General features: G+C 53.4%; 15 protein-coding genes. All 15 read right to left on the bottom strand.

Annotation, left to right across the window (positions count from 1 at the left end; genetic code table 11):
* Nucleotides 1–296: 296 nt before the first annotated feature.
* Complete coding sequence (gene pssA, locus X474_RS19215) at nucleotides 297–1,148, bottom strand: CDP-diacylglycerol--serine O-phosphatidyltransferase (RefSeq protein ID WP_082464508.1); 852 nt, start codon at nucleotides 1,146–1,148, stop codon at nucleotides 297–299.
* A 1-nt stretch (nucleotide 1,149) separates the two neighbouring features.
* Nucleotides 1,150–1,794, bottom strand: coding sequence for a phosphatidylserine decarboxylase family protein (locus X474_RS19210; protein ID WP_044351209.1), 645 nt, complete (start codon nucleotides 1,792–1,794; stop codon nucleotides 1,150–1,152).
* A gap of 115 nt (nucleotides 1,795–1,909) precedes the next feature.
* On the bottom strand, nucleotides 1,910–2,146 hold the full coding sequence (locus X474_RS19205; protein WP_044351226.1) for a DUF465 domain-containing protein: 237 nt from the start codon (nucleotides 2,144–2,146) through the stop codon (nucleotides 1,910–1,912).
* A gap of 208 nt (nucleotides 2,147–2,354) precedes the next feature.
* Nucleotides 2,355–3,065: an SIMPL domain-containing protein gene (locus X474_RS19200; RefSeq protein WP_044351208.1), complete on the bottom strand. Its 711-nt coding sequence runs from the start codon at nucleotides 3,063–3,065 to the stop codon at nucleotides 2,355–2,357.
* Between the two features lie 150 nt (nucleotides 3,066–3,215).
* Nucleotides 3,216–3,926: a tRNA (adenosine(37)-N6)-threonylcarbamoyltransferase complex dimerization subunit type 1 TsaB gene (tsaB, locus tag X474_RS19195; RefSeq protein ID WP_052515415.1), complete on the bottom strand. Its 711-nt coding sequence runs from the start codon at nucleotides 3,924–3,926 to the stop codon at nucleotides 3,216–3,218.
* An 11-nt stretch (nucleotides 3,927–3,937) separates the two neighbouring features.
* Nucleotides 3,938–5,011, bottom strand: a complete 1,074-nt coding sequence (rseP, locus tag X474_RS19190; protein WP_044351207.1) for an RIP metalloprotease RseP — start codon at nucleotides 5,009–5,011, stop codon at nucleotides 3,938–3,940.
* Between the two features lie 6 nt (nucleotides 5,012–5,017).
* Nucleotides 5,018–6,184: a 1-deoxy-D-xylulose-5-phosphate reductoisomerase gene (locus X474_RS19185; protein ID WP_044351224.1), complete on the bottom strand. Its 1,167-nt coding sequence runs from the start codon at nucleotides 6,182–6,184 to the stop codon at nucleotides 5,018–5,020.
* Nucleotides 6,181–7,008 carry a phosphatidate cytidylyltransferase gene (locus X474_RS19180; protein WP_044351206.1) on the bottom strand — a complete coding sequence of 276 codons (828 nt, stop codon included), beginning with the start codon at nucleotides 7,006–7,008 and terminating at the stop codon, nucleotides 6,181–6,183. The genes X474_RS19185 and X474_RS19180 overlap by 4 nt, the downstream gene beginning before the upstream one ends.
* A complete protein-coding gene (uppS, locus tag X474_RS19175; protein ID WP_044351205.1) occupies nucleotides 7,008–7,772 on the bottom strand; it encodes an undecaprenyl pyrophosphate synthase in 765 nt (254 codons plus the stop codon). The genes X474_RS19180 and uppS overlap by 1 nt, the downstream gene beginning before the upstream one ends.
* 60 nt (nucleotides 7,773–7,832) lie before the next feature.
* Nucleotides 7,833–8,390: a ribosome recycling factor gene (gene frr / locus X474_RS19170; RefSeq protein WP_044351204.1), complete on the bottom strand. Its 558-nt coding sequence runs from the start codon at nucleotides 8,388–8,390 to the stop codon at nucleotides 7,833–7,835.
* A 2-nt stretch (nucleotides 8,391–8,392) separates the two neighbouring features.
* Nucleotides 8,393–9,124 carry a UMP kinase gene (gene pyrH, locus X474_RS19165; protein ID WP_044351203.1) on the bottom strand — a complete coding sequence of 244 codons (732 nt, stop codon included), beginning with the start codon at nucleotides 9,122–9,124 and terminating at the stop codon, nucleotides 8,393–8,395.
* Nucleotides 9,124–9,723, bottom strand: a complete 600-nt coding sequence (gene tsf / locus X474_RS19160) for a translation elongation factor Ts (protein ID WP_052515414.1) — start codon at nucleotides 9,721–9,723, stop codon at nucleotides 9,124–9,126. The genes pyrH and tsf overlap by 1 nt, the downstream gene beginning before the upstream one ends.
* A gap of 145 nt (nucleotides 9,724–9,868) precedes the next feature.
* Nucleotides 9,869–10,738 carry a 30S ribosomal protein S2 gene (rpsB, locus tag X474_RS19155; RefSeq protein ID WP_044351202.1) on the bottom strand — a complete coding sequence of 290 codons (870 nt, stop codon included), beginning with the start codon at nucleotides 10,736–10,738 and terminating at the stop codon, nucleotides 9,869–9,871.
* Between the two features lie 330 nt (nucleotides 10,739–11,068).
* Nucleotides 11,069–11,665 (bottom strand): recombination mediator RecR, encoded by a 597-nt coding sequence (recR, locus tag X474_RS19150; RefSeq protein WP_231688353.1) that lies wholly within the window; start codon nucleotides 11,663–11,665, stop codon nucleotides 11,069–11,071.
* A 140-nt stretch (nucleotides 11,666–11,805) separates the two neighbouring features.
* The gene (locus X474_RS19145; protein ID WP_044351201.1) at nucleotides 11,806–12,126 is read right to left on the bottom strand and encodes a YbaB/EbfC family nucleoid-associated protein; all 321 of its coding nucleotides are present in this window, start codon (nucleotides 12,124–12,126) and stop codon (nucleotides 11,806–11,808) included.
* Nucleotides 12,127–12,132: the final 6 nt, after the last annotated feature.

Below are 12,132 nucleotides of genomic sequence, written 5' to 3'. Positions count from 1 at the left end.
AAAATATCTTACGTTATCTTTGGAAAAGCAAGCATCAGGCCAAAAATATAAAGCTTATAAATATATTAATTATTCCAACTTATTAAGTAAACATTTAATGCATTTAAATTTAACGGAAAGTTTACTTTAAAAACTAAACTCCTTTTTTCAATAACAAATGCTACTGAAAAAAGGAGTTCGAAACTCAAAGCCGGGTCTTAAGCTCTTTTTTTGAGGAATTTAAAAAGGCCGCCTACAAAACCAAATTTGCAGGCGGCTTTCTAACTTTTCGAATTGACGGAGCTTAGCTGTTTTTGTCAACTAAGCTGCTCGGCAGCTTCTTCCTTGGCATTACTCTGGCCGGAAACATCAACCTGATCTTTTGTTTCCTTGCTCTTCTTTGCCGCCAAGGCATCCTCCTTAGCCTTCGCCCTTTTCTTGGCCATTAAAGCGGCTCCCAGAGGTCCCAAGACCACATAGGTGGCCAGCACCAAAAAGAACATGATCTTGGGCTGCACAGCCACCAGGATGAAGAGCAGCAGGGTGGCGACCAGCCAATTGAATGACTTCAACTTGGCAATGCCCAGCTCCTTAAAGGACAAATAGTGGATATTACTGACCATAAGGAAGCTAAGCACAAAAACCATCACTACCACCGGCCATTCGGTGACCGGTCCGGGGTAGCCCAGTTGATCCACAAACATAACCGAGGTGGCTATCACGCAGGCGGCAGCCGGGATGGGCAGGCCCACAAAATGCTTAGTGCCCACTTCCTCCACCTGCACGTTGAAACGGGCCAGGCGAAGCGCGCCGCAGGCCACAAATAAAAATGCGGCCAACCAGCCTAACCGCCCCACCGGTTGCAGGGCCCAGAAAAAGGCCAGAAGAGCAGGCGCCACACCAAAAGCCACCAGATCGGAGAGAGAATCATATTCAACCCCGAACCGGCTTTGAGAGCCGGTGGCCCTGGCCACCTTACCGTCGAGACCATCCAAGACTAAAGAGGCCATAATAGCCCAGGCGGCCGTTACAAATTGGCCGTCAATAGCTGAAACAATACTATAAAACCCTGCAAAAAGGCTGGCAGTGGTTATCAGGTTAGGCAATACATAGATTGCCTTTTTACGTTCCAAAATTTTTTTTCTATCTTTTCGTCTACGACGGGCCATACTATAATTCTCCAATAGGGCTGATTCCGCCTTTTACCCGTTTTCCGGGTGATACCAATATTATAGCATCTTCCGGTAAATAAACATCCAGGCGGGAGCCAAAACGGATCATGCCGTAGCGTTCGCCCTGGGTTATGGCCTGACCAGTCGTCAGGCGGCATTCTATATGTCTTGCCACCAACCCGGCCACCTGGGAGACCAAAATGGTTTTGCCCTGCTCGGTATCAATCAAGACTTCGTTGTGTTCATTATCGGTTCTTGCCCTGGGTTGGTCGGCCGGGACAAACCCCCCGGGATGGTGGTTTATGCTGCGCACTTTCCCGGAAACAGGAACCCGATTAACATGTATATCAAAAAGACTCATGAAAATGGAAACCAATTGAGCCCTGCCTTGGGGCATATCCGGTTTTTCCACCAGCTCCACGGCAACCACCCTACCGTCGGCAGGAGACAGCACCTGGTTGGGCAGGGCATTGATTTCTTGATCCGGATCCCGGAAAAAATAGGCTATATAGGCTGTTACAATCCATAAGGGAACCGCCAACCAGTTCTGATCCAGGGACTGAGCGCAGACCGCCAGGAAAGCAGCTCCGGCGAGATAGGGGATTCCCGGCGCGGCCAAGCGAAACTTTCTGATAACCCCCATAAAGGTAATCCTCATTTAACGTATAAATCTATAGACTTTTATGGGCAGCTTAATATGCAGCACCCCCATTCCCTCAGGCAAGGGAAACTCCGGTCAAATGGATTTTTTTAAACGACTATTCCAGTCCTTGCTCCTGGCGGTGTTCGGAGAGAATCTCATCGATCCGGTCGCGGCCTTTTAATTTCAGTTTTTTAATTCTTTTCAACTCAACCTGTTCGGGCGGAGAGAGGGTAAGGCGCTCGCTGAGTTCGGAAACTTTTTTTTCCAACTCGATATGCTCAACCCAAAGCGCATTGAGTTCAGTATTTTCCTGGCGGAGCTGCTCTAAAAGATTGAGATCTTTTTCTTCCATTTTTTTTATTTTTCCCACGCTTGATAGCTTAGCGAGTCTTGAGTCAGCTGTGAATGAACCTATTTCATCCACATACCCCCGGCAGATGTTACCAGATTGTTACAGTATCATGTATGTCGCCTATTCGCAATTAGACACAGTAACTCCGGAGTCTCAACCGGTTCATTGTCACACAAGCCGATTTTTTAAGTTTACCCTGGCAGACTGATCACCTGAGTTCAAAAACACAGGTGACATCTGCCCGCACCTCAATACGTCCCGGCAACACGGGTGTTTGGTCGCTTGCAGCCATCCTGAGTTGGGGCATATTAAACGAGGGCCTGGGCAAGGTGGTTGTCCCAATTGTGCTTATGCTTTCCACCTCACCAAGTTCCCGTGAAGCGGCATCGGCCAGGGCCAGGGCCTGGCTACGGGCATTTTTAAAGGCGCCCACCTGAGCCTTGGAAAGGGCCTTGGAGTTGTCTCTTAAGCTCCAATGGGGTCCGTCTATGTTATTGACGCCTGCGCCTACTGAAACATCCAAAAGAGCGCCTACGTTTTCCGTTTCCCCGCTGGTAACCCTGACTTGATTTACAGCCGTGAAACCCTGGAAGATCTGTTTTTTCTGCTTTTGATCCCAATTATACACAGGCGAAAGCCTGATCCCCGAAGTGGAGATATTGTCTTTTTCGGTAAGTTTTTTCTTTACTGCGGCCACCACTTTTTGCATGGCATCGGCATTTTTTTTCATTGCTTCGGCTGCCGTTTGAGCCCTGGTTTCGACTCCCAAAGTCAGGCGCACCTGATCAGGCTCAAAAAAAAGGGTGGCAGAGCCTTGGGTGGTTATAAGGGAATCATCATCCCGAGCCTGGGCACAGGGGACAATAAGGCACAGCATGGCAATGACAACAGTGGCAACTAAAAGCGCTCTAACCTTCATTTGATCGCCTCCTGCTAAGTTCAAATCTGGTTTTCATGATAGCATGAACCGCGCCCCCCAGTGCGAATGCAACAAACTTCAAACCAAACTGTCCACGGCAGGGGCCACAGTAAGCTTAAAGAACTTTTTCTCTCCCTGAGTTACCACTCATCAAAGCAGCCGGTATTCATCCAAGGGCAGACCAAAACGTATTTCCGCGTCAGAAGGACGCACATACCGAGGAGAAAGCTCTGCCGCGGAGACTTGCTCTCCCCTGGCCAGCCTTTTCAGGCCAAGCAGGGCCAGGAGCCCCGGCCTGGGCAAATCCATCCAGTCAGGGGCCAGTTCAACTCCGGGTTTCAAAAAGTCTGAAGCATAAGCCCTGGCTCCGTCACCGATCAGAAGAGCAGGCGCATCTATACGTTCGGCCAAGCTTTCAGGGCTCATGGCGGCATCAGGCTCAAGACGTTCCAAACCTTTTTCGGTAACAGAAAAGGGAGCTGCATAAACCAGCTGGCGCCTTGCATCGGTTACAGCCCAAATGGTCTTGGCAAAGGGCCGGGCCGGGCTTGCCACCAGGCGCAAGCAGGAAACTCCGCAGCAGGGAAGATCAAGCCCCAGGGCTATCCCTTGGGCAGTGGCCAAGCCTATCCTGAGGCCAGTGAAATACCCAGGACCCAAGGTGACGGCAATGCCGTTCAACTCTTCTTTTTTCCGTTCGGCCTTTTCCAGTAAAAACTCAATTATACTGAGCAGGCGACGGGAATGGGTCGTGGTTGTGTTGAGCATGACCTCTCCCAGAATCTCCGGACGGCCGTTCTCATCTGAGGCCAGGGCTGCCCCACCAGCCTTGTATGCGGTATCGATGGCCAGGACTAACACTTTAAAAACCTTTATTGAGATGCCCCGGTTACAAGCCGAGCAATATCGTTATAAAAAACAAAAGCCATGAACATCAGCAAAATGGCAAGTCCCGCCTGCTGGGCCCTTTCCCTGGTAACCACGCGAACCGGCTTTCTGCGCACCGCCTCGATCAGGAAGAAGAACAGATGCCCTCCATCCAACACCGGTATGGGCAGCAGGTTCAGAATAGCCAGGTTGATGGATATCAGGGCCATGAACTCCAAAAAGGAGGCCATGGAGTGTTTTGCCGCCACTCCGGCCACCTGGGCAATCAGTATGGGGCCTCCCAAATTTTCCATGGAGAGCTTGCGCTGAATCATATAAATTACAGAATTTATAATATTTTCAGTTGCTTGCCAGGTTTTTTCCAAAGCCATACCAAGGCTTTGGCCCAAGCCGATCTCTTGGATTATCACCTCTGGGCTGGCCTTGATGCCGATGCGATACACTTTTGTATCAGCCCCCAGGGCGTCCTTGGCCATTACCTGTTGCGGTTCAAGGCCTGCTATGGTGACAATCTTTCCCTGACGATCGACCGTCAAGTTGAGGGGCTTGCCCCCGCTGTTCCGCACCATATCCAAAAGATCATTCCAGGTGACAATCGACTGACCGTTTATGGTTTTGATCACGTCGTCTTTTTGGATTCCGGCTATGGCCGCCGGTTCACCGGGGATGATATCGCCCACCTTGGGGGTCAGGGCGGGGTTGCCCCAGGCGACAAGCACCAGATAATAGGCTAAAACCGCAAATACCACATTGGCCACAGGGCCTGCGGCCACAATGGCGATACGCCATTTCAAGGGCTTATGGGAAAATGAGCGGGGTATGTCTTCAGCCGCAAGTTCATCTGACGGATCTTCGCCCACCATGCGGACATATCCCCCCAGGGGAATTGCAGAAATACGGCAGTCTGTCCCTTTATAATCAAAGCCCCAAAGCCGGGGGCCAAAGCCAAGGCTGAAGGTGTTCACCCCCACACCTGCCGCTTTAGCTACCAAAAAGTGCCCCAGCTCGTGGAAAAAGATAAGCAGGCTTAAGCCCAAGACACCTATAACTATGCTCATTATTTTTTAAACTCCCCTGGCCTTGAGCCAGTCACTGGCTTTTTCCCTGGCCCATCGGTCCGCTTCCAGGACCTCGGCCACACTATCCGCCCCATTGTGCCCCGAACTTTCCAACACAGCCTGGACACAGGCGGTTATGCCGCAAAAATCAAGGTTGCCATTTAAAAAGCTGGCTACCGCCACCTCATTGGCTCCGTTTAAAACCGCCGGCGCGGCTCCCCCCGCACGCCCGGCCTCAAAGGCCAGAGCCAGGGCGGGAAAACGTGTCAGGTCAGGCTCCTCAAAGGTGAGATCACTCATGGCTGTAAGGTCAAGGGTCTCAAGCCCCCAATCCAGGCGTTCCGGGTAGCCCAGTGCAAAGGCAATGGGAATCCGCATATCAGCCGGACCCATTTGGGCTACAAAAGATCCGTCCACATACTCCACCAGAGAATGAATCATGGACTGGGGATGAATGACTACTTTTATCTCATTAAAACCTGTATCAAAAAGCCAGCGAGCTTCTATGACCTCCAGGCCTTTATTCATCAAGGTAGCTGAATCGATTGTTATTTTAGGCCCCATACTCCAATTGGGATGCTTAAGGGCCTGTTTGGCGGTGACCGCGGCCAATTCATCGGCCGGGTAATTTCTAAAAGGGCCGCCGCTGGCGGTAAGCCAGATATGGCGCACCTCGTTTTTGTGATTGCCCATCAGGCACTGGAAAATAGCTGAGTGCTCGCTATCCACCGGGATAAGGGAAGCGCCTTTTTCCCCGGCTTTGGCCATTACCAGTTCTCCGGCGGCCACCAGAGTCTCTTTATTGGCCAAGGCCACGTCTATTCCGGCCTCAACAGCGGCATAGGTGGGCAAAAGCCCGGCTGAGCCCACCATGGCGCTCAAGACAAGGTCGGGATCATTGGCCAGGGTGGCTTCAAGGTATCCTGCCGAGCCAAAGACCACCTTGTTTTTAAGGTTGGCGGGCAAAAGCTTTTTAAGGGCGCGGGCGGCCTGTTCATCCAAAACAGCCAGGATCTCCGGCTCAAACAGGCGGGCCTGCTCAGCTAAAAGCTCCACAGAGCGGGCGGCGGCCAGGCTGACAACCTCAAACATCCCGGACTTTTTTGCCACCACGTCCAAAGTGTTCCTGCCGATGGACCCGGTGGAACCCAATATGGCCAGACGTCTTTTCACCACAACAGAAACCTTGCCAAAAGAAGCGCCGGCATAGCCAATAAAAGCCCGTCCACCCTGTCCAGCACTCCGCCGTGACCAGGCAGCAGGCAACCGGAATCCTTGGCTCCGGCTCTCCTTTTAATTATGGACTCCAATAAATCTCCCGCAACACTGATCAAGGCCAGGACCAGGCCTAAGCCTGCGCCCCAGACAAAACCGGTGTCAGCCAGGAAAAGGGCCGTATAGGAGCCGCCCACCAGAAAAGCCAGCAAAACGCCACCGGCCATACCCTCAATTGTCTTGCCTGGACTCAAGTTGGGGGCCAATTTGTGCTTGCCTAAAAAACGGCCGGTGTAGTAGGCCCCCACATCAGCGGCAGCCACACAGGCGACCAGGAAAACCGCCAAAATCCGTCCCTGTTCCAGTCCTATCAAAAGGGTGAGGCAGGCCAGGTGACCACCGACATAAAGAACACCAAAAACCCTTTTGGTCAGGCGATCAAACAACTGGTCAAAATCACCGCCCTTGATCAAGGAAACCGCAAACAAAAGAGGCAGGCTTAGGCATGTCGCAGCCAGGGCCGCGGAAGGCCCGGCCAGGGCCGCCACGGGAACCAGGGCAGCGGCCAATAGCCCGGACATGGCCTCTACATCCCAGGCGGAGCCCAGGGCCAGGGCAGTGTATTCACGCATACCCAGCACAGAGACCAAGGCCACAACCAGGCCGATAATCCGGTACGGCGCAGCCAATACCAGGGCCAGGACTGCTGCGGCCAGGACAATCCCGGTGGCTATCCTGGCGCCATGGCCGGAGACCAGCCAGTCGAATTTTTTATTAGTCATTATTTTGCCACCTGTTCCCCGGTCTTACCGTAACGGCGCTGTCTGCCGGAATACTCGGTTAAAGCGGCTTTTAATTCCTCTTCACCGAAATCGGGCCAGGGTGTCTTGGTGAAATAAAACTCTGAATAGGCTAATTGCCAGGGAAGAAAATTGCTGATGCGGATTTCACCGCTGGTCCGGATCATCAGATCCGGGTCCGGTAGATCATGGGTGTAAAGGGCCTGGGAAAAATCCTCTTCCGAGATCTGTTCCGGGTCCAAGAGACCGGAAGCGACTTTTTGGCAAAGCTTTTTAGTTGCGTGCAAAAGCTCCGCCCTTCCGCCATAGGAGAGAGCCAGGGTGAGAACCATGTCGTTTAGGTGAGCGGTTTTTTCCATAGTGCCTAGAAGTGCCTGGCGCGTGTTTTCCGGAAGCAAATCAATATCGCCTATGGCGTTTAGCCTTATGCCCCTGGCCAAAAGCTCGTCGAGCTCCTTGCTCAAAAAACGCCTTAAAAGTGACATAAGTGCGGCGACTTCCGTCTTGGGTCTTCCCCAATTCTCGGAACTGAAGGCGTAGAGTGTCAAATATGGGATATTCAGCTTGCGGCAATTCCTGACGATCACCCGGACCGTCTCGGAACCAGCTTCATGGCCACGGATGCGCTGCCACCCCCTTTTTTGGGCCCAACGTCCGTTCCCGTCCATAATTATGGCTACATGACGGGGCGATATCGCCCCATCCGGCCCCTGGGGAGCCGGTGGTGTGATTAAGGGCTTCTTCATAAGTTTAAGGTATGGGGAAAAGGCCCAAGGGCGGTTTGAACCGCCCCTTTTCAGGCAGGCCTAAAACTCCATGATCTCCTTTTCCTTGCCTTCCACCAATTCGTCGACCTTGGTCACAAATTCATCGGTGACCTTTTGAATTTGATCCTGGCCGCGGAAGGCATCGTCTTCTGAGATCTCACCTTCTTTTTTGTATTCTTTCAACAAGTCGTTGGCATCCCTGCGAGCGTTGCGCACTGCCACCTTGGTGTCTTCGCCCATTTTGCGGACAACCTTGACCAGTTCTTTTCTACGTTCCTCTGTCAAGGGGGGCACTGTGATGCGCACCAGTTTTCCGTCGTTTGAGGGTGTAAGCCCCAAGTCGCTCTTAAGGATTGCTTTTTCAATGGCCCCACAGGTGCTGGGGTCCCAGGGTTGGATAACGATCTGTCTGGGTTCGGGGACTGAGATGCTTGCCATCTGGTTCAGAGGGGTGGGCACGCCAAAGTAATCGGCGCGTATTCCATCGAGCAAGGCCGGTGTGGCCCTTCCGGTGCGCACCCTCTTGAAATCCCTCTTAAGTGCTTCTATTGAGGCCTGCATGGCCTTTTGAGCGTCTTGCTTGGTCTCCTCGATCATAGTTATACCTCCACCCGGGAGCCGATCGGTTCCCCCATAAGCACCCGCTTGATATTACCCGGTTTACGCAGATCAAAAACCACTATGGGAAGCTGGTTTTCTCCGGCCAGACTGATGGCGGTAAGATCCATGACCCTCAGCTTGCGCAAAAGCACCTCGTCATAGGTAAGGGCCTCCAACTTGTTGGCATTGGGATCTTTCACCGGATCGGATTCGTAGATGCCATCGACTTTGGTGGCTTTAAGCAGCACCTCGGCCCCAATTTCCTCGGCACGCAGGGCGGCGGCCGTATCTGTGCTGAAATAGGGGTTTCCCGTACCTGCCGCCATGATGACCACCCTTCCCTTTTCCAGGTGGCGGACCGCACGGCGGCGGATATAGGGTTCGGCGACCTGGGGCATCTGCACAGCGGTCATAACCCTTACGGATATGCCCTTCTGCTCCAGGGCGTCCTGCAGGGCGAGGGAATTCATCACAGTGGCCAGCATGCCCATGTAATCCGCCTGGACTCTGTCCATGGACTGGGCGCTCTTGCTCACCCCTCTGAAAATGTTGCCCCCGCCCAGGACCACGCCTATCTGAACCCCAAGTTCGTGGGCGACCTGAAGTTCATGAGCCACATAGGACAGGACCTCCGGCTTGATGCCGAAACTTTCCTCCCCCATCAGGGCTTCACCCGAAATCTTCAATAATACGCGGCCAAAGGCGGGGCCGGCTTGATTGCCTTCCTGCATTATTTCTTTTCACCCAACTGGAAGCGGACAAAACGACGAATCTGAACGTTTTCACCGGTCTTGGCCCGCATCTCGTTCACCAGGTCGGAGATGGTCACGTCGTTGTCCTTGACAAAGGCCTGATCCATCAGGCAGACCTCGGAGACGAACTTCTTCATCTTGCCTTCAATGATCTTTTCCACGATCTTCTCGGGCTTGCCCTGCTCCAGCGCCTGGGCGCGGTAGATCTCTTTTTCACGCGCGATTACGTCTTCGGAGAGTTCTTCCGCATTGACGCAGATGGGGTTGGCAGCGGCGACCTGCATGGCCAGATCCTTGGCAAAGGTCATGAACTCATCGGTCTTGGCCGTGAAGTCGGTCTCACAGTTTACCTCGATCATCACGCCGAGTTTGCCTCCGCCGTGGATATAGGTCATGATCTGACCTTCGCTGACATCGCGGCCGGCGCGTTTGGCGGCCACAGCCAGGCCCTTCTGGCGCAGCCAGTCCACAGCCTTGGCCATATCGCCGTTAGCCTCGGTCAGGGCTTTTTTGCAATCCATCATACCTGCGTTGGTTTTATCACGCAGCTCTTTTACCATGGCAGCGGTGATGCTCACAGCTTTCGCTCCTTGCAAATAGGCTTAAGGGGCGTTTAAGAATCCGCCCTCGAATTTTGTTTATTCTTTCAAGTCTTTCAATCAAACCCGGCTTATAAGTCGGTTTTCAGGCCTCCTTAAAGCCGGGAATGTCTTTCGATCCGAATCAGCCCTCGGTCGGGGTCTCGGTCTTTTCGGTCTTCTCGGCAGCGCGGCTGGCGTAGACCACCTCAGGTCCGCCCTGTTCCTCGGGACGTCCCACCACCACTTCAGGCATATCCTTGGGCACCTCAACCTCGGCCGCTTTCGGGGCCTTTTCCTGACCCTCGTCCTTGAAGCCCCTGGAATCGCGCAAGGCAACACCCTCCAGGGCGGCATCGGCTATTTTACCGGCCACCAGGCGAATGGCGCGAATGGCGTCATCGTTTCCGGGGACCACGTAATCGATGTCATCGGGATCGCAGTTGGTGTCCACCAAGGCCACGGTGGGGATGCCCAGACGCCTGGCCTCGTTCACGGCGATCTTCTCTTTTTTGATATCCACCATGAAAATCACGCCGGGCAGCTTACCCATATCCTTGATGCCTTCCAGGTTGGTCCGCAGCTTCTCAAGCTGGCGCTCCATCTGGATGGCTTCTTTCTTGGGGAACTTGTTGATGGTGCCGTCTTCAAACATACCTTCCAGGTACTTGTAACGGTCAATGGATTTTTTGATGGTGGAGTAGTTGGTGAGCATGCCGCCGAGCCAACGGTGGTTCACATAGTACATGCCGCAACGCTGGCTTTCCTCTTTGATGATATCGGCAGCCTGGCGTTTGGTGCCCACAAACAGAACATCGGCGCCCTTGGCCACAGCATCTACCACAAAATTGTAGGAAGTGCGGAACTTGGCAGCGGTTTTCTGCAAGTCGATGATGTAGATGCCGTTCCTGGCCCCGAAGATGTAGGGCTTCATCTTGGGGTTCCAACGCTGGGTCTGGTGGCCAAAGTGCACGCCCGCTTCCAAAAGCTGACGCATAGTGACGTCGTAACTCATTCTATGAATCTCCTTTTCATGGTTTTTTCCACCGCCTTTATCCTCCGGCCTATGCCCTACCCGGAAAAACCCTTTTGCCGGGCACCAAGAGCAGCCGTCCAAAGGCGTGTGTGTTCAAATCGTGCAAAAATAACACAGCCTGTAAAAGGGTGCAAGTTGAGCGCACCCTATCCCTACGGGCGACATTAAAATGCCGCCATCCTGTCGGAAAAACCTTACATGACTGTCTGAGGGCAAAAGCCTTCCTGTCGGTAGCATACCAAAAAACCTTACTTCCGACAGGTTTGCTTTGCTCTTTTTTTCTACAAAAATATAAGAGGCGCTAATTTTTTAATCTATTTTACGCCTTGATTCCAAAGACCTGGATAAGGTAAGGCCATCCATGTATTTCAGATCGCCTCCCACCGGCATGCCATAGCCGAGCCGGGTCACCTGAACCTCCGCCCTTTCCAGAAGCCGGGCCAGCATATCCGCCGTGGCCTCTCCTTCGGTGGTGGGGTTTGTAGCTATCACCACCTCCCGCACCTTCCGGTCCCGCACCCGGCGTAAAAGATCACCGGGTTTCAACTCATCGGGGCCCATGCCCTCCATGGGACTCAAGGCCCCGTAAAGGACATAATACTTCCCCCTGTAACAACCGGCAGCCTCCAGGGCGGCCAAATCCGCAGGGGTCTCCACCACGCAGAGCACAGACTCGTCCCGGTCGGGGGCCCCACATATGGAACAGGGGTCCCTGTCGGCCAGGTTATGGCAGGACGAACAGGTGCAGACCTCATCCTTTAAGCGGGCCACGGCCTTGGCCAGGCCCAAAACTTCATTGGAAGGGGCGCGCACCATGTGAAGGGCGAGCCTTTCCGCACTTTTGGGGCCCAATCCCGGCAAACGGGAGAGATGGCTTATAAGGTTCATCACCGCACGGGGATACACGCTATGCACTCCGGATCAGGCCTTGAGCCTGGAATAAAGGCCAAATACAACTAAAGGCCCCTGCCCCGGTCAAGGGGCGGGCAACCATAATCAGTTTTAACAGTCAGCCGTCGCAAGCAAAGTTTGCAAGGGCCGGAAACTCAACCGAACAGGCCGGGAATATTCATGCCGCCTGTGAGTTTACCCATCTCTTCCTGCATCATCTCCTGGGCCCTGCGCTGGGCCTCGTTCACGGCGGCCACCACCAGGTCGGTCAGCATTTCAACATCCTCGGGGTCCACAACCTCGGGCTCCAGTTTGAGTCTAAGCATCTCGCCCTTGCCGTTCACCACAGCCTCGACCATACCGCCGCCGGCCTGGGCCGCGACTTCCTTTTCGCCCAGCTCCTCCTGGATCTTGGTCATCTGCTGCTGCATTTTTTGGGCCTGTTTAAGCATATTGCCCATGTTCTTGGGTAACATATCAAA

The sequence above is a fragment of the Dethiosulfatarculus sandiegensis genome (assembly GCF_000931935.2).
GTDB lineage: Bacteria > Desulfobacterota > Desulfarculia > Desulfarculales > Desulfarculaceae > Dethiosulfatarculus > Dethiosulfatarculus sandiegensis.
The sequence above is the reverse complement of the archived record's forward strand: the minus strand, read 5'-3'. Positions and strand labels throughout refer to the sequence as shown.